Origin of the sequence: Atopobium sp., assembly GCF_034113385.1 — a bacterium.
In the GTDB taxonomy this organism is placed as follows: domain Bacteria; phylum Actinomycetota; class Coriobacteriia; order Coriobacteriales; family Atopobiaceae; genus Atopobium.
Genome location: NZ_JAXEXL010000014.1, coordinates 67019 through 83539, shown reverse-complemented (window position 1 = coordinate 83539; position 16521 = coordinate 67019). Strand labels below are relative to the sequence as shown.

The following is a 16521-nucleotide window of genomic DNA, read 5'->3' as shown; positions in this document are numbered from 1 at the left end:
CACCTACAAAGAACGAGGGGCATTGCGGCGCTCGTCAGAAACAATGCGTCCGTCTTCAATGGCGATCACGCGTGAGGCCATAAGAGCTACATCCTCATCATGCGTAATAACAATGAGCGTCTGCTTAAGATTTTTATTGCTTGCTCGAAGAAGCTGCATAATCTCGGCAGAGTTTTTGCTATCTAAGTTACCGGTGGGTTCGTCTGCCAACACAATAGCTGGTTCATTCATAAGGGCGCGACCAATGGCAACACGTTGTTGCTGGCCACCAGAGAGTTGATTGGGCAGATGGTTTTCATACCCGTTCAGGTTAAGGGCATAGAGGAGGGTTTTAAGCCGCTCGTCATTTACGGTGCGACCATCCAAACGTACCGGCAAGGTCATGTTTTCTTGTGCGGTTAGTACGGGAATCAGATTGTAAAACTGATACACCAAGCCTACTTCACGACGACGGAAGATGGCCAACTGCTCGTCATTACGGGCATAAATATTCTCGCCATTAAGGCGTACCGTACCTGAAGTGGGGCGATCAACACCGCCTAGCAAATGCATTAACGTTGATTTGCCCGAACCTGAGCTGCCAATAATGGCAACAAACTCGCCGCGCTCAACCTCAAAACTGACGTCATTGAGTGCGGTGGTTTGAGCTTGGCCAGTTCCATATACCTTGCTTAAATGCTCAACCATAAGAAAGCTCATTATGCCTCCCTCGACAGGTGGATTGTCACGTTCTATCCTGCCAAACCAGCCTGTCAATTCTGTGACAGTTAGATGACAGTTTTGTCATTGTGCTGTGCTTGCTGGAGCTTAGCTTGTTGGAGCTCGGCAGTTTGAGCGTTCAGTCTGCTGTTTAAGGAAGCGCGCACGCAAAGCACGCATGTGCTCCATAGCCCAAGGAGCTAACTAGACTGTGGCTTTGTAAAAGGCAATCTCAAAGCAGGCGCCGATAACCTGGCCGTTTGCGTCCTTTTTGTTGAGCGCGCGAATGCGGCCACCCTGAGCATAAATCAGAGCCTGCGCCAAAGAAAGCCCAATGCCAACTCCTGTGGGATTAACAGGTGAACTTGCTGTATCCACCAAAGAGGTTCCGCGATAAAAGCGTTCAAAAATGTGGGGGAGCTCTTGCTCATTAAAACCACTGCCTGTATCGGTAATAACAATGCGGCAGGCTAAGGTATCTTCGCTGGCATGTACGGTAATGGTGCCACCAGCAGGCGTGTGTTCAAGGCAATTCTTAAGTACATTTTGCAAGGCTTCACAAGACCAAGCTGAGTCACCTTTAAAACTGATGTGCGCATCAATCTGTTGGTCTACCGTAATATCCGCCAAATCAAGCGTAACTTCTAGCGGTCGCAGTGCATCACATATAAGCCCCGCTACCTGCACCTCTTTTTGTTCTAGATGAATGGTTCCAGCATCAATGCGCGCCAAGCGAAGCAAGGTTTCTATGAGCCAGCACATGCGGTCGATGAGGCGCTCGCCATGGCGTAAGCGGCGCACTACCTCGGGGTCTGTTGTGTGTTTACGAATAAGTTCCAGTTCTAAACCCAAGCTTGTCATGGGTGTACGCAGCTGATGGCTAATGTCTGCAAGGGAGTCTGCCAAAGACCGCTGCTCGGCCTTGAGCTGGGTATTTAAGCTTACAAGCTTGCCAAAGGTCTTATCAATTTGGTTGGCGAGAAGTGCTAACTCACCTTCATGCATGTCTGCAAAGGAAAGAGGAGTATCTGCATGTAATGCATCATCTATGCGCTGAGTAAGTTTGGCAATCTGTTTGGTGCGCCAGAGTATACATCCCATATGCACGCAAATAAGCACCAGTGCCATAACGCCTACAATAACTGCGCTTTTCTCGTTAGCTACAGTGGTGGTAATACCCGTGCAAAGCAATCCAACAAGCAATAAACATGCCAGCTCTACACGTACATGCTTGTTATACAGTATTAGTTCCATGCTTCAGCTGCCTTATATCCGCGTCCGCGCACCGTTACAATAATGCGAGGTTCTACGGGGTCATCTTCCAATTTTTGACGCAGTCGCTTGATATATACAGAAATCGTATTGTCGCCCACGTATGCACCTGCATCATCCCAAAGCGCCTCACGCAATGCGTCGCGTGTTATTAATGTTCCTGGATGTGCTGCTAGCACCAAGAGCAGGCGATACTCAATGGCAGAAAGATCAATTTCTACACCCGCTTTGGTGACGCGTGCACGTATGACATCAATAACTATGTCACCCGTTTTAAGCAGTGACTCTGCCGCAGGGCGTTGCCTGCGCAAAATTGCAGCGATGCGCGCCATGAGCTCGCGTGGCCTAAACGGCTTTGCAATGTAGTCATCGGCTCCCATTGAGAAACCCGTCACAGTGTTAAATTCATCACCTGATGCAGTCAAAAACACGACCGGCAGGTTGGGTTGGGCAGCCTTAATGGCGGAGCAGGCGGCAAATCCATTGCCTTGTGCCAGGCTGATGTCCATGAGCACAATGTCAAATGGTGCAGCCTCATTGGGTTTGTCGGTGGTGTTGTGTGCGTGTGAAGCGGTAGCGTATGCAATTGCTGCATCTTGTGTGTCGCAGCACACCACGGCTGCACCTTCGCTTGCTAACAGCTCAGAAAGCGAGCGCACAATGTCCGTATCATCTTCTACTAATAAAATCCGCGCTTTCATAGCATGCCCTTCTCGATATCTCCTATGCATACTTTATCCGAACTTGTGAATAAGCTTGTGAATGAGTCGGTGTACGTATGGGTATAGGGACAGCGTTATCCAAAGTATTAAGTAAATCCCACTTAACTTTGGGAAATTATCGAAAAAATAAGTCAGTCTATGCAGAAGTTTCTTTTTTGGAACTCGCGCGCATGGAGTATTATGGGAAGAACATGACTGTGCCCTCCTAGGAGGAAAGGTCGGCCATCGTTCATTGTATGGTGCTTTATTCATGCCGCTTGTACGAGAGCGGTTCGCTGTGTTCGAAGGAGAGGAAATGGCGAGAAAATTTAAATCCATGGACGGCAATGAGGCCGCTGCATGGGTGTCGTACGCCTTTACGGAAGTTGCAGGTATTTATCCTATTACGCCCTCAAGTCCTATGGCAGATCATGTAGATCAATGGGCAGCTCGCGGGCTTAAGAATGTCTTTGGTACGCCTGTTAAGGTTGTAGAAATGGAGTCTGAGGGCGGCGCGTCTGGTACCGTTCACGGCTCTTTGGGCGCAGGTGCTCTTACCACCACCTATACCGCCTCTCAGGGCTTGCTCCTTATGATTCCTAATATGTATAAGATTGCTGCAGAGGGTCTTCCTGCTGTATTTCATGTAAGTGCTCGTACCGTAGCTACGCATGCACTTAACATTTTTGGCGATCATTCCGATGTTATGGCTGCTCGTCAAACTGGTTTTGCCATGCTTGCAGAGGGTAATGTGCAGGAAGTAATGGATCTTTCTCCTGTTGCACACCTGTCCGCTATTTCTGGCAAGGTGCCTTTTGTAAACTTCTTTGACGGTTTCCGTACATCTCATGAGATTCAGAAGGTTGCTACCTGGGACTTTGATGATTTAGCAACCATGCTTGACCGCGATGCAGTTCAGGCCTTCCGTGACCATGCTCTTAATCCAGAGCATCCTGCGGCTCGCGGCTCCCATGAAAACGGTGACATCTTCTTCCAGCACCGTGAGGCCTGCAACACCACCTATAACGAGCTTCCCGCTATTGTTCAGGGTTATATGGACAAGGTTAACCAAAAGCTTGGCACTAACTACCACCTGTTTGATTACTACGGCGCTGCAGATGCAGATCGTGTAGTAGTTTGCATGGGTTCTTTCTGCGACACGTTGGAAGAGGTTATTGACTACCTCAACGCTTCTGGCGAGAAGGTCGGTCTAGTAAAGGTACGTCTCTATCGTCCGTGGTCAGTAAAGGACTTTATTGCAGCGCTCCCTGCCACTGTTAAGAAGATTGCAGTTTTGGACCGTACCAAGGAGCCTGGCTCTATTGGTGAACCTCTGTATCAGGATGTTGTGTCTGCTCTGTATGAGGCCGGCAAGTCTGAGCTTACCGTTGTGGGCGGCCGTTATGGTCTGGGCTCTAAGGATGAGCCACCTGCAGCGGCCTTCTCTGTATACGAGGAGCTCAAGAAGGATGCACCTATGCGCGAGTTTACGCTCGGCATTGTGGATGACGTTACTAATCTGTCCTTGCCCATGGATCCTGATGCACCCAACACGGCAGCTCAGGGCACTATTGAGTGCAAGTTCTGGGGTCTTGGTGGTGACGGCACGGTTGGTGCAAACAAGAACTCCATTAAGATTATTGGTGACCACACGGACAAATACGTTCAGGCCTACTTCCAGTATGACTCCAAGAAGACGGGTGGCGTAACCATTTCTCACCTGCGTTTTGGTGACGCTCCTATTCGTTCTCCTTATTATGTAACTAAGGCAGACTTTGTTGCTTGCCATAACCCCAGCTACGTCATAAAGGGCTTCAAGATGGTTCGTGACGTCAAGCCTGGTGGTGCTTTCCTCCTTAATTGCCAGTGGAGCGATGAGGAGTTTAACAAGCATTTCCCTGCAAACGCTAAGCGCTATGTTGCCAAGAACAACATTTCCATCTACCTCATTGATGCAATTGACCTTGCCGAGAAGGTAGGTATGGGTAAGCGCACCAATACGGTATTGCAGTCTGCTTTCTTTGCTCTGGCAAACGTTTTGCCTGCATCTGAGGCTTTGCAGTACATGAAGGATGCTGCCGAGAAGAGCTATGCCAAGAAAGGCCAAGCTATTGTAGAGGCTAACTGGAAAGCTATTGATGCTGGCGCCACTGCATTCCGTAAGTTTGAGGTTCCTGCAGATTGGGCAGATGCAACGGATGAGCCAAGCTACCTCACCCTTGAGGGCCGCGAGGCCATTGTTAAGCAGGTAAAGGAACTGTTGACCCCCATCAATCTTATGGATGGCGACTCCTTGCCTGTATCCGCCTTTGCTCATAATGCAGATGGCCAGTGGGAGCTTGGTGCTTCCCAGTACGAGAAGCGCGGCATTGCCGTATCTGTTCCTCATTGGGACGAGAGTAAGTGCATCCAATGTAATCAGTGTGCCTATGTATGCCCCCATGCAACCATTCGTCCCTTTGCTATGACTGCAGAAGAGGCAGCTGCCGCTCCTGAGGCTACCCGCATGCTCGACCTCAAGATGCCTAAGGATACGGGCTACAAGTTTGGTATTACCGTGAGCCCTCTGGATTGTATGGGCTGCCACAACTGCGCAAACATCTGCCCTGCAAGTGCCTTAACCATGGTTCCTCAGGAGGACGAGCTCGATCAACAGCCCGTTTGGGATTACGTCTATAGCAAGGTAACGCAAAAGGACGAGCTGTTCTCTTCCAAGAACGTCAAGTCTTCTCAGTTCCACAAGCCTTTGCTTGAGTTCTCTGGCTCTTGCGCAGGTTGTGCAGAGACCAGCTATGCTCGTTTGGTAACGCAGCTGTTTGGTGACCGTATGTATATTTCCAATGCTACCGGCTGCTCTTCTATTTGGGGCAATCCTGCAGCTACCTCACCCTTTACTGTTACGGCATGCGGTCACGGTCCTGCATGGAACAACTCTTTGTTTGAGGACAACGCAGAGCATGGCATGGGCTTTGAGGTAGGTTACGAGTCTCAGCAAAACCGTTTGGTTGCTGCAACTCAGGCGTTGCTTGAGTCTGGTAACGTGTCTGACGAGTTTGTAGAAGCTGCTACTGCCTGGTTGGAGAACCGTAACGATAATGGTCGTTCACAGGATGTATCTGCAGCGTATATTGCTGCTCTTGAGGCTGATGGCTCCGATGCTGCTCAGGCAATCTTGGCAGATAAATCCTTCCTTTCTAAGAAATCCTTCTGGATCTTTGGCGGCGACGGTTGGGCTTATGATATTGGCTTTGGTGGCTTAGACCACGTATTGGCATCTGGCCGTAACATCAACGTGTTTGTCTTTGATACCGAGGTGTACTCCAATACCGGTGGCCAGGCCTCTAAGGCATCTAACTTTGGTCAAGTTGCACAGTTTGCAGCTGCTGGTAAGGATGTAAAGAAGAAGTCTTTGGCAGAGATTGCCATGAGTTATGGCTATGTATACGTAGCTCAGGTAGCAATGGGTGCCAACCAGTCTCAGACCCTCAAGGCAATTGCCGAGGCAGAGGCCTATGATGGACCTTCTCTGATTATTGGCTACAGCCCCTGTGAGATGCACTCCATCAAGAAGGGTGGTATGCAGCACGCACAGGAAGAGATGAAGAAGGCTGTTGAATGCGGCTATTGGAATCTTTTCCGCTTTAACCCTGAGGCCGAGAAGGGCAAGAAGTTTAGTTTGGACTCCAAGGCACCTAAGGATGGCTATCGCGACTTCCTTATGAATGAGGCACGTTATGCTCGTCTTACCACTGAGTTCCCCGAGCGCGCAGAAGAGCTCTTTGCTCGCAATGAGCAGGCAGCTATGGAGCGCTACGAGCACCTGCTCAAACTTAAGGACTTGTACGCTGAGCTGTAAGGTGTAACTTACACAGAAAAGTGCTTGCTAAGAGCCAAAAGACCTGGTCTTTTGGCTCTTTTTAATGAATAAACACGCTACTAGATTTTTAAATAAAATAGTGATACATTTTTGCTAAGTTCTATCATAAGTTCAGTTTTACAGATAGAGTGTGACTCTTAACAAATGAAGGGTCGGTAACATGAAGACACGAATCTTGAAGATATCTGTTGCTGTGCTCGGTGTACTTGTTTTAGTGGGAACTATCTTTTTATGGGGAGCCTCACGAGAAGTAAACTTCTTAAAAGAGGGATCTGTCAAAGGGTTTAATCTCACTGGTGTATATAGAGATCATAAGAGCAGCCTGAGTAGTCTTTCCTTTCATGCAGAAAACAACAACCGTTGGCAGGTAGTTGAAACTGAAGGAACCATTATTAATGGGACGTTCAAAACAACAGACGATCCGAATATGTTTTCTCTCATCGATAAGGATGGAAATGAGTATGGTGTTGTGCGTTTAGCATATGTCTCATCTAAAGAAGATGACGGACGTTTATATCTCACAAATAAGTCCGGCACAATACTGTTCGATAAAATAACTAATCTTCCAGGGTTTGTAGTAGATGCAACAACAACGTCATAAGGTATGCGAGCAAAAAAGACCCTGTTACAGTAGCGTATCCCCTTAACAGTTCAAGCCATAACCATCCACAGTGTGGGTGGTTATGGCTTATCTAGTGCCTTTTACCGGATTTGTTGTTGTGTTTGGCATGCAGCTAATAGAATGAGAGAGGTAAACACATCGCTCATATATTCTTATTAAAGGGGAATGGTATGAAAAAGCTGGTTACTCGCCGTGAAGCATTGGGTCTTTTGGGAGCAGGTTCCCTTCTTACACTGGCTGCATGCTCTTTTGCACCAAAAAAAGATGAGCCTACTCCTACCACGCAACAAACTTCAAGTGCGGTAACAGTGCGCGTTGCTGCCCTTAAAGGCCCCACTGCTATTGGGCTTCTGCCCATGATGAAGGATACCTCTGGTATTCCTACTGCAGATGCTGCCACTACACCACAAAAAGCTGATGGCATTACCTATTCGTATACCATTTCTGGTGCGCCTGATCAGGTGCTTCCCCTTGTTATTAAAGGGGATACAGACATTGCACTGGTACCTTCTAATGCTGCAGCAGTGCTTTATAACAAAACAAAGGCTGCTGTACAGGTCATAGACATCAACACGCTGGGCGTGCTGTCCATTGTTACAGCAGATACATCTGTTGCGCAGTTTGCAGACCTCAAAGGACGTACCGTATACATGGCTGGCCAAGGCGCAAGTCCTGAGTACACCTTCCGTTACTTGCTAAAGCAAGCTGGACTTACAGATAAGGTTACTTTGGAGTTTAAGAGTGAGCACGCCGAATGTGTGGCGCTTCTTTCATCTAATCCCCAGGCTGTGGCAATTCTTCCTCAACCTTTTACCACTGCTGCTATGGCCAAGAATACCAACCTTAAAGCTCCCGTTGCGCTGGTTGATGTTTGGAATGAGTATGCAAAGGGCTCTGGTAGCCAATTTGTTACTGGTGTGACCGTTGTTCGCAAAGAGTTTGCTCGGCAATATCCCGATGCTATCGTAGATTTTCTAAGCCGTCATGAGCGCTCGGTTCGTGCTGTTAATGAGAATCCTACTTCTGCTGCTCAGCTTGTTGTTGAGGCAGATATTGTCCCTAACGAGAAAATCGCTGAGGCTGCAATTCCTCAGTGTAATATTGTAAGTCTGACAGGTGATGCCATGAAGAAGGCACTTTCTGGCTATTTGAGTGTGCTTAACGAGTTTGACCCAGCTTCTGTGGGTGGCAAACTTCCCGATGATGATTTTTACTACCGTGTTTAGCTAGCAACGTCATGAGGAGTTTTAAACAATTCATTGCATCTCATCGTGCCTTAGGCAAGGTGGCAGTACGCATTGGTGCTGTTAGTGTGTGGCTTGTAGTCTGGTTACTCATTGCCCGGGTAATTAATAATGAACTTATTTTGGTAAGTCCCTTTGTTGCGCTTGAGCGCTTGAGCCAGATTGTTTGCTCTGCCGTATTTATACAGGCAGTGGGTTTCTCGTTTGCGCGTATTGCATTTGGTTTTAGTGCGGGATTTGTTGCTGCATTTGTAGTGGGCATTGCAGCTGCGAGCTCAGGTGTATGTAAAACCATACTTGAGCCTGCTGTTTCTGCACTTAAAAGCACGCCCATTGTGTGCATTATTGTGCTGCTGCTTATGTGGGTAGGGTCAAAGAGTGTTTCTGTCCTTGCCGTATTCCTTGTTGTGTTTCCGGCTATTTATCTTGCAGTGCTACAGGGTGTAGAAAGCTCTTCAGATAGCTTACGTCGTCTGCTTACCGTGTTTGGGGTTACTCCCACTCGTCAGTTTTTGGCCGATGGGTATCAGCAAGTATTGCCGTATATGCTTGCTGCAAGTAAACATGCGTGCGGCATGGCTTGGAAAGCCGGTGTTGCAGCAGAGCTTATTGGAACGCCCGCAGGTTCTATGGGTTCTTTTATCTACCAAGCAAAATTACTGTTTGAGGTAAGCGATGTATGTGCGTGGACTATTGCCGTGGTAGCGCTGTCTTGGTTGAGCGAGAAGTGCTTTGTATGGCTGCTTACACAGTCTGGTTTGTGGGCACTAAAACGTTCCTTCCCGCGCTCTGTTATATCGAGCGTGGGCGCGCATACGAGTGTTCAACCATCTGTATCTACTAATATAAGAGAGCTTGTACGTTTTTGTGATGCAACGTTGGGGCATGACTTACAGTACACAGCTACCGCTTTCAATTTTGTTTTAAACAGAGGGGAGCGTGTAGTTATTTGTGATGGCTCAGGCGCAGGCAAGACTACGCTTATCAATACAATTGCGGGTCTTATCCCACTCATAAAAGGTCAGCGCTCCATTGCTCCTCAAACAACGTTTTCGCTCATGGGCCAACAAACCGTGTTGGTGGAAGCACTGTCTGCTGTGCAGAACATTCAGCTGGTATGTGGTGCTTACAGATCAGAATCAGAGATTCGTGCAGCGTTGCGTGAACTACTGATACAAGATGAACCTGAAGCTATAGTGGATGTGCCTGTTTGCCAGTTGTCAGGTGGTCAGCGTCGCCGTGTGGAGTTGGCGCGTGCCCTCTTGCATGATTCACAGGTGGTGCTGCTAGATGAGCCGTTCTCGTCATTGGATGCAAAAACTCACAAACGTGCAGCACAATTTGTCCTAGAGCACCTAAACGGCCGTGCTTTACTGGTGGCTTCTCATGACACCAAAGAGGCGCAGTTGTTGGATGCAACTGCGCACAAACTGTTTACGTAAGCACTTCCTTGAGCGCGGGGCTGAGTGCGGGACTGAGTGTGCCTTGGGATAAAATTGTTACTTGGTGCATGGCGCGGCTAATAGCGGTGTATAAACGACGACGCGATAGTTCCGAGTTGTCATACTCCGCTTCTTGAGCATCGGGGATAATGACCTCATCAAACTCCAGGCCCTTTGCTAGAGTTAAGTCAATAAGAATAACGCCCTTATGAGGAAGCGGCTTACCGTCATGTACGCACACAACGTTATCAGGTAATTGTTTAGCAAGCCAAGAAGCTCGATCTTTATGAGCACAAATGATTGCTGTTAAGCCTTCGTGCTCATGAGCTTGGGTTACGGTTTGATGCAGCTGGGCAAGGTAGGCATCGGTATCCTCAAAAGCCATGATTTGAGGTGTAACACCAGGGCGGTGTATGGAACTCAAGGTGCGTCGCTCGCTTGGGTCAAGTAAACTGGCAAAAAGCTGCGTAATTTCTGGAGAAGAACGATAGCTTGTGGTGAGCTGAATGACCTCAATGGAGCCATGGCTTTGCACAAATATGTCTTGTACCTCGTCAAAGCTAGCTGTTCCCTCAAAGATTGCTTGGTGCTTATCGCCTAAGAGCATAAAATGTGCACGCTTAAAGTAGTGTGAAAGCACCGTGAGCTGTGTGGCAGTGTAATCTTGTACTTCATCAATAAGAACAAAGCGAGCATCACGGGCATATGTTCCAGTAATAAGCATCTTGAGGTAGAGCCATTCCGCCGCAGTAAGGTGGTCTGTTTTGAGCATACGCATGCCAATGCGGTCAAAACGCAACCAGGTAGCCTTCTCTATCTCTTCGTGAGCTGCCGAGAAGAGCAGGTCAACGTAGCGTTTGGCATACGCTAGGGTTTCCTCATCATTGACGGGGTTAAGAGATTCTCCAAAAAGCTCCACTTGCTCTTCAAGGGTAAGGGAGAGCATTTCTTCCTGAAGGTCCTCATGTTTTGCTAACTGGCCCATGCGACGGTTAAGGCGCTCATGCAACTCATCCTTAGTAAGGGCAATAAGCTTAGGGCCAGGGGGAAATTGAGAAAACTTTGCAAGTGCTGAGGCAATTTGTTGGGGCTTAAGCAACGCTGTGTCGTGCATGCGAAGTTCTTTGAAGTCTTCTCGTTGGAGCTTAAGATGAGGCAGTGCTGCTTCTAGAGCGTTGAGGCTATCCAAAGAATCGGTAGCGCCAGAATTGCGCTCGGAAAGACCAAGCTCAGACATGAAACTCTTCCAGGTAAAAACCTGCGGATTTGACTCGCCAAGAGAGGGGAGCACCTGGTCAATATAGGATTCAAAGACACTGTTAGGCGTGAAGAGATAGACCTGATCAGGGCGAAGAATTTCTCGTTCTTGGTAGAACAGGTATGCAATGCGCTGCAGCAAAACAGAGGTCTTGCCAGAGCCAGCAATTCCATCAACGAGCAGCGCAGGCACATCTTCATGCCGAACAATCTGATTTTGTTCTCGTTGGATGGTGGCCGTGATTGCCTGGAGTTTCTTGGAGTGATGCTTCTTAAGCGTGTTAAGCAGCATGGAATCTTGGATGGCAATCGTAGTATCAAAATAGTTATGGAGCACATTGCGAGAGATGTCATATTGGCGGCGCAGCTCAAGAGTAACCTTGCGCTCTTTACCATCCACAAGATAAGAGGTCTCGCCCATTTGCTGATTGTAGTAGGTCTCTGCAACAGGGGAGCGCCAGTCCACAATAAGAGGACGCCGTGCGTCATCCGTAACTCCTGCGGCACCAATGTAGATGTCACGGGCAGGACGGTTGGGGCGCATCTGCAGGCGAACCATAGCAAAATAGGGGCGCTGTAGTGCAAGAAGAATGCGACGCAACTTATCTACCGAGAAATCATGGTATTGGTTATAGGCATCAATAACGGCGTTGAGTGTCTCGATGGCTGCGAGGGTTTCCATGGTTTCATCTGCGCCGCCAAAGTCCACGCGAATCTCATCCGAGAGATCTTTGAGGTCTTTAGCTGCACCTTCATGAGCAGCTTCGAGCTCCGCATTGAGGGCATCGCGCAACTCAATCAGTTTGTTATAGGTCTGCGTGAGATGGGCTTGCTCTGCAACAAATATGGGGTCCTGATGCGTAGTTTGATCAGGGGTATTTGTATCAAATAGGTCTTGAGACATACAACCTTTTTCTTTGTGTAGGGGTAGCGGGTACTAATCTATTTCTACGGCCTGAGCAATAAAGCGCTTAAGCTCATCTATGCCTTGTCCAGTTTCCGAAGAGGTAATGACTAACGCCATACGGTCAATGCCAAACTGTTTGGCAAGTGCATTGGCTTGGGAGTTTTGCTTAGCCTTGCTGAGCTTATCTGCCTTGGTAAGGGCAACAATGAAGGGAATCTGGTTTGACGTAAGAAATTGCAACATCTGTATATCCAGCTTTTGAGCATCATGGCGAATGTCTACCAGCGCAATTACCAGATTAAAGCTGCGGTCATCACTAAAGTAGCCATCAATAAGATCTGCCCATCGCTGTCTCTCACCCTTATTGACCTTGGCAAATCCATAGCCAGGGAGGTCTACAAAGCGAATGCCATCTGCCAAAAAGAAGTTTATATTTGCTGTTTTACCAGGTTGAGAAGAGACACGAGCAAGTGCCTTACGGCCAAATAACTTATTAAGCAGCGAGGACTTGCCTACATTGGAGCGTCCAGCAAAAGCAATCTCTGGAGTTGTGGATTTGGGGAGCTGCTGGGTTGTGCCAAATGAGGCTTCGTAGCGTGCAGTTTGGTAGTTAAGAGCCATGAGATCCTCTCAAAAGCAAATACAACATCGGATAGATAATTCTACCAGCGAATATTAGTTACGGTGTACATCCTCAAAAAAGCCCACACGATAGTTAGTAAAGACAGGCGAACCTTCTTCCTGAGTGGCATCCAAATCTACATCTGCCCAGATGCCAAAAGCGTGGTCAGCTTCTGGGTCACTAAAGATTTGGTGAACATGCCATACATGCATGCTTTTCTCGTCAGACTCATCAATTTGAACAAAGGCGGCAGAGCGAGCATCTGCGTCAAGAAGGATGTCTGCGTACACTTCAAAGTAGGCATCAAGTGCATGTTGCCATACTGCTTCGCGCCAGCCCCAATCCGCATCAAGTTCCCCGAGCTTATCGGTACGACCAAAGGCAGCAAGACGCACGCGCGCAAACAGGGCATTGCGTACAAGCAGCGTAGTGCCACGACGATCAGCAACCACTGCGTCTGTTGTACCGGGCGCAGCAAGATTTGTGCCCTGGTCTGATGATGCGTCATGGGACCATTCATCCAGCAAGCTGGAGTCTGTGGTGCGTACTACAAGAGACAGCCAGCTTATAATGTCATCCAAGCGTTTTGATATGAAGTGCTTTGGAATGGTGTGGGCGAGAGTGCGGTAGGCATCGGATAGGTAGCGCAACAACGTTCCTTCGGAGCGCGAGAGCTTGTAATAGCTAATGTACGTCTTGAAATCAGACGCGGATTCTACCATCTCACGCAACACGCTTTTGGGAGCAAGGGCATAGTCTGCTGCCCAGGGGACTTGCTCACAGTAGCTGGCAAAAGCTTGATTTAGAAGGTCTTCCAGGGGCTTAGGGTACGTTACTTCCTGAGCACGCTCCAGGCGTTCATCATAGTCTATGCCCTCTGCTTTCATAGCGGCAAGTGCTTTGCTGCGTGCTTCTTTTTCTTGCGCATATAGAATCTGGCTTGGATTATCCAGCGTTGCTTCCACCATAGAAATGAGGTCTAAATCGTAATGGGGGTCCTCTGGATTGAGCAGCTCAAGTGCTGCCAGCATAAAGGGCGAGAGGGGTTGAGTAAGTAAGAAATTATCTGGTAAATCTGCTTCGAGGGTATAGTTTGCAGGGCCAAGAGCCGTGTTTGCAGGAACATCTCGAGAGATGACTTGCGCATCGAGCAATGTTGCAAGCACTTCATCTATGTGCCTAGAAAGCTCTGCTTTTTGTCCATCTGATTGTGCGGACTCGGTTACGAGTGTATGCAAACGCGTCCAGGCATCTCCACCTTGCTCTACCTGTGCAAGCACCATGGAATTAGTGATTTTAAGACGAGGTTGGAGAGGCTCTGGTGTTGCTGCAATGAGGTGGTCAAAGGTTTGATTGTTCCAGCTTACAAAGTCTTGAGGTGCTGTTTTGGTCTTGATTTTGCGTATCTTTTTGGGGTCGCCTGCTGCCTTAAGCAAGGCACGTGCACGCTCAATGTCATACTCGTTTGCCTGTGCAATAACGCGCCCTTCTGTATCAAAGCCAGAGCGACCTGCACGGCCAGCAATCTGATGGAACTCACGCGCATTAAGGCGGCGCATACGCCGACCGTCATATTTAGTAAGTTGGGTGAGAAGCACCGTATGAATGGGCACGTTAATACCTACGCCTAAGGTATCCGTGCCACAAATAACGGGGAGCAGGCCTTGCTGCGCCAAGCGCTCTACAAGCAGGCGATAGCGCGGGAGCATGCCGGCATGGTGCACGCCAACACCGGTAGGGAGCAAACGCTTAAGCGTCTTGCCAAAAGCAGTGGTAAACCGTGCTCCCTTGAGGGCATCCTTAAGCTGTTCTCGCTGTTCTTTGGTAGATACGCCATAACTTGCAAGTGCTTGAGCACTTTTAACAGCGGCTTCTTGCGAGAAGTGCACAATGTATATTGGAGCATCACCATCGCGCAGCGCGAGTTCTACCGTAGCCTCCAAGGGTGTCTCGACAAACTCGTACGATAAAGGAACGGGACGTGGCGCATCCAGTATTGCTTCAACGGTACGGCCTGTATGCTTTGTGAGGGATTGTGCAAGAGCAGAAACATCACCCAAGGTGGCACTCATGAGCAAAAATTGCGTGTGAGGTAGCGTAAGCAAGGGTACCTGCCAGGCCCAACCACGGTCAGGGTCACCGTAGTAGTGGAACTCATCCATAACCACGCAGCCTATGTCTGCGGTTTTGCCAAAGCGCAGGGCGTCTTGTGCCAAGATTTCCGCAGTACAACAAATGATTGGCGCCTCTGCGTTAATAACAACATCGCCAGTAATCATGCCTACATTGTCTTTGCCAAGAACATCGCAGAGTGCAAAGAACTTCTCGGAAACCAATGCCTTAATGGGAGCGGTGTAATAGGCGCGACGGTCTGTACAGACGGCAATAAAGCACATGCCAAGTGCTACTAAGGATTTTCCTGAACCAGTAGGCGTGCCTAAAATCACATGATTGCCCGCGGCAATATTGAGCAGGGATTCTAGCTGATGATTCCAAGGCTCAATGTTTTGCTCGGCAATCCAATCAAGATACAGGTCAAGAGCTTGATCTGCGGGAATATTTGCATAGCTCTCATCATCAGGCCAAGGGATGCGGTCTTCAAGCGTTACGTGTGTGGTAAGCGAGGATGGGGAACTAATGCCATGAGAGTTTTGCTCGGCAGATTGCGTGTGTTCTTGTGGCGTTGGAGTACTCAATGCATCGATGTTAACGTTGAGGAAAGAATCACCCTGTTTGATGGTGTGGCGGGGTCCTAACTGGACTTCATCTTGAGCAGCTGGTATACCTGCACCGCTTGGTATGGTTACCATAACCGTTGATTTGCGCCCAGAACGTGTAATGGCCTCAATATCTGCATGGAGTAAAACATCCCCTTGGTGGACACTATCTCCTACTTGTACCGATACAAGAAAAGGCTTGCCATCAAGCTCTACGGTATCTATGCCTACGTGTATGAGTACCTCTAGGCCACTCATACTGCGGATACTGACGGCATGGCCCTGAGCGGCAACAGCGGTAATGCTACCAGAAAGGGGGGCAACAACAGACATAACCCCATGAGCTTGCGCGGCGTTTACGGGCTCAATTGCAGCTCCTGGTCCTAGCATGCCCTGGGCAAAAGCCATATCTGCAACTTCTTCCAGATGCATAGTTTTACCTGCAACAGGAGAAACAAGTATCTCTAGCTTAGACGATGCAGTCATGGTAAGCCTTTCTTGGCGATGGTTGTCTTTGTAATCCTACCGCACCATTCAGACATAAAGGGCGCCAAGTGCCTATACTTATCTAGATGAGGTGCTCGCCTTGCTGTATCTGCGTCAAAGGAGTGCGTATGGATAAAATTGCCAGTTTTACCGTTAATCATTTGGTATTAGAGCCAGGTGTGTATGTATCGCGCAAGGATCAAGATTCTGTAACGGGGGCGGTAGTAACCACCTTTGACTTGCGTATGACTGCACCTAATCGTGAGCCTGTTATGAACACAGCAGAGCTTCATACCATTGAGCATTTGGGTGCTACGTTTTTGCGTAATGATGAGCAATGGTCAAGCCGTGTGGTGTACTTTGGACCTATGGGCTGCCGTACCGGGTGTTACCTTGTGGTATTTGGCGATTATAGTTCAGGTGATGTGCTTGATTTGGTAATACGCATGTTTGAGTTTATTCAGAACTTTGCAGGAGATATTCCTGGTGCAGCACCTGAAGAGTGTGGCAACTATCTTGATCAAAACCTTGGTATGGCTCGTTGGTTAGCAAAGCGTTATCTCAACACGACCTTGTATGCTATTGATGAGAAACACCTCATCTACCAGCCATAACACGAACCATATCTTGTGGTAGGTATTCTCATGCAGTTTGCTTGTGTACTTAGGGTCTATA

11 protein-coding genes are annotated in these 16521 nt (G+C 48.5%); 5 read left to right on the top strand and 6 right to left on the bottom strand.

All coding sequences use genetic code 11. The annotated features are described in order from the left end of the window. Nucleotides 1-3: 3 nt before the first annotated feature. From SPD80_RS04850 to SPD80_RS04840, 3 genes are all read right to left on the bottom strand, one after another. Complete coding sequence (locus SPD80_RS04850) at nucleotides 4-699, bottom strand: ABC transporter ATP-binding protein (protein ID WP_320828736.1); 696 nt, start codon at nucleotides 697-699, stop codon at nucleotides 4-6. Between the two features lie 204 nt (nucleotides 700-903). Beyond that, on the bottom strand, nucleotides 904-1953 hold the full coding sequence (locus SPD80_RS04845) for a HAMP domain-containing sensor histidine kinase (RefSeq protein ID WP_320828735.1): 1050 nt from the start codon (nucleotides 1951-1953) through the stop codon (nucleotides 904-906). Further along, nucleotides 1944-2672, bottom strand: coding sequence for a response regulator transcription factor (locus SPD80_RS04840; protein WP_320604935.1), 729 nt, complete (start codon nucleotides 2670-2672; stop codon nucleotides 1944-1946). The genes SPD80_RS04845 and SPD80_RS04840 overlap by 10 nt, the downstream gene beginning before the upstream one ends. 316 nt (nucleotides 2673-2988) lie before the next feature. Between SPD80_RS04840 and nifJ the strand changes: the two genes are divergently transcribed. The 4 genes from nifJ to SPD80_RS04820 all read left to right on the top strand — a co-directional run bounded on the left by nifJ (nucleotide 2989) and on the right by SPD80_RS04820 (nucleotide 9857). Next, nucleotides 2989-6528, top strand: coding sequence for a pyruvate:ferredoxin (flavodoxin) oxidoreductase (gene nifJ / locus SPD80_RS04835; protein ID WP_320604937.1), 3540 nt, complete (start codon nucleotides 2989-2991; stop codon nucleotides 6526-6528). Between the two features lie 181 nt (nucleotides 6529-6709). After that, entirely contained in the window at nucleotides 6710-7150 is a 441-nt protein-coding gene (locus tag SPD80_RS04830; RefSeq protein ID WP_320604939.1) for a hypothetical protein, read from the top strand. Nucleotides 7151-7341: 191 nt separating this feature from the next. Next, nucleotides 7342-8397 carry an ABC transporter substrate-binding protein gene (locus SPD80_RS04825; RefSeq protein WP_320828732.1) on the top strand — a complete coding sequence of 352 codons (1056 nt, stop codon included), beginning with the start codon at nucleotides 7342-7344 and terminating at the stop codon, nucleotides 8395-8397. Nucleotides 8398-8408: 11 nt separating this feature from the next. Further along, nucleotides 8409-9857 (top strand): ATP-binding cassette domain-containing protein, encoded by a 1449-nt coding sequence (locus tag SPD80_RS04820; protein WP_320828731.1) that lies wholly within the window; start codon nucleotides 8409-8411, stop codon nucleotides 9855-9857. On the opposite strand, the gene SPD80_RS04815 is transcribed toward SPD80_RS04820, so the two are convergent. From SPD80_RS04815 to SPD80_RS04805, 3 genes are read right to left on the bottom strand one after another with little or no spacing between them, the layout of a single operon-like run. Continuing rightward, a complete protein-coding gene (locus SPD80_RS04815) occupies nucleotides 9850-12018 on the bottom strand; it encodes a HelD family protein (RefSeq protein WP_320828730.1) in 2169 nt (722 codons plus the stop codon). The genes SPD80_RS04820 and SPD80_RS04815 overlap by 8 nt on opposite strands. A 33-nt stretch (nucleotides 12019-12051) precedes the next feature. Then, nucleotides 12052-12642 carry a ribosome biogenesis GTP-binding protein YihA/YsxC gene (gene yihA, locus SPD80_RS04810; protein ID WP_320828729.1) on the bottom strand — a complete coding sequence of 197 codons (591 nt, stop codon included), beginning with the start codon at nucleotides 12640-12642 and terminating at the stop codon, nucleotides 12052-12054. A 54-nt stretch (nucleotides 12643-12696) separates the two neighbouring features. Beyond that, on the bottom strand, nucleotides 12697-15846 hold the full coding sequence (locus SPD80_RS04805) for a glucose PTS transporter subunit IIA (RefSeq protein ID WP_320828728.1): 3150 nt from the start codon (nucleotides 15844-15846) through the stop codon (nucleotides 12697-12699). Nucleotides 15847-15974: 128 nt separating this feature from the next. On the opposite strand from SPD80_RS04805, the gene SPD80_RS04800 reads away from it, so the two are divergent. Next, nucleotides 15975-16460: an S-ribosylhomocysteine lyase gene (locus SPD80_RS04800; protein WP_320605986.1), complete on the top strand. Its 486-nt coding sequence runs from the start codon at nucleotides 15975-15977 to the stop codon at nucleotides 16458-16460. The last annotated feature ends 61 nt before the right edge of the window (nucleotides 16461-16521 follow it).

Excerpts from the sequence above, each read along its gene's own strand:
- SPD80_RS04820 (WP_320828731.1), top strand. The coding sequence starts at position 8,409 with ATGAGGAGTTTTAAACAATTCATTGCATCTCATCGTGCCTTAGGCAAG.
- SPD80_RS04800 (WP_320605986.1), top strand. The coding sequence starts at position 15,975 with ATGGATAAAATTGCCAGTTTTACCGTTAATCATTTGGTATTAGAGCCA.
- SPD80_RS04825 (WP_320828732.1), top strand. The coding sequence starts at position 7,342 with ATGAAAAAGCTGGTTACTCGCCGTGAAGCATTGGGTCTTTTGGGAGCA.
- SPD80_RS04815 (WP_320828730.1), bottom strand. The coding sequence starts at position 12,018 with ATGTCTCAAGACCTATTTGATACAAATACCCCTGATCAAACTACGCAT.
- SPD80_RS04805 (WP_320828728.1), bottom strand. The coding sequence starts at position 15,846 with ATGACTGCATCGTCTAAGCTAGAGATACTTGTTTCTCCTGTTGCAGGT.
- SPD80_RS04845 (WP_320828735.1), bottom strand. The coding sequence starts at position 1,953 with ATGGAACTAATACTGTATAACAAGCATGTACGTGTAGAGCTGGCATGT.
- SPD80_RS04830 (WP_320604939.1), top strand. The coding sequence starts at position 6,710 with ATGAAGACACGAATCTTGAAGATATCTGTTGCTGTGCTCGGTGTACTT.
- SPD80_RS04840 (WP_320604935.1), bottom strand. The coding sequence starts at position 2,672 with ATGAAAGCGCGGATTTTATTAGTAGAAGATGATACGGACATTGTGCGC.
- yihA (WP_320828729.1), bottom strand. The coding sequence starts at position 12,642 with ATGGCTCTTAACTACCAAACTGCACGCTACGAAGCCTCATTTGGCACA.
- SPD80_RS04850 (WP_320828736.1), bottom strand. The coding sequence starts at position 699 with ATGAGCTTTCTTATGGTTGAGCATTTAAGCAAGGTATATGGAACTGGC.
- nifJ (WP_320604937.1), top strand. The coding sequence starts at position 2,989 with ATGGCGAGAAAATTTAAATCCATGGACGGCAATGAGGCCGCTGCATGG.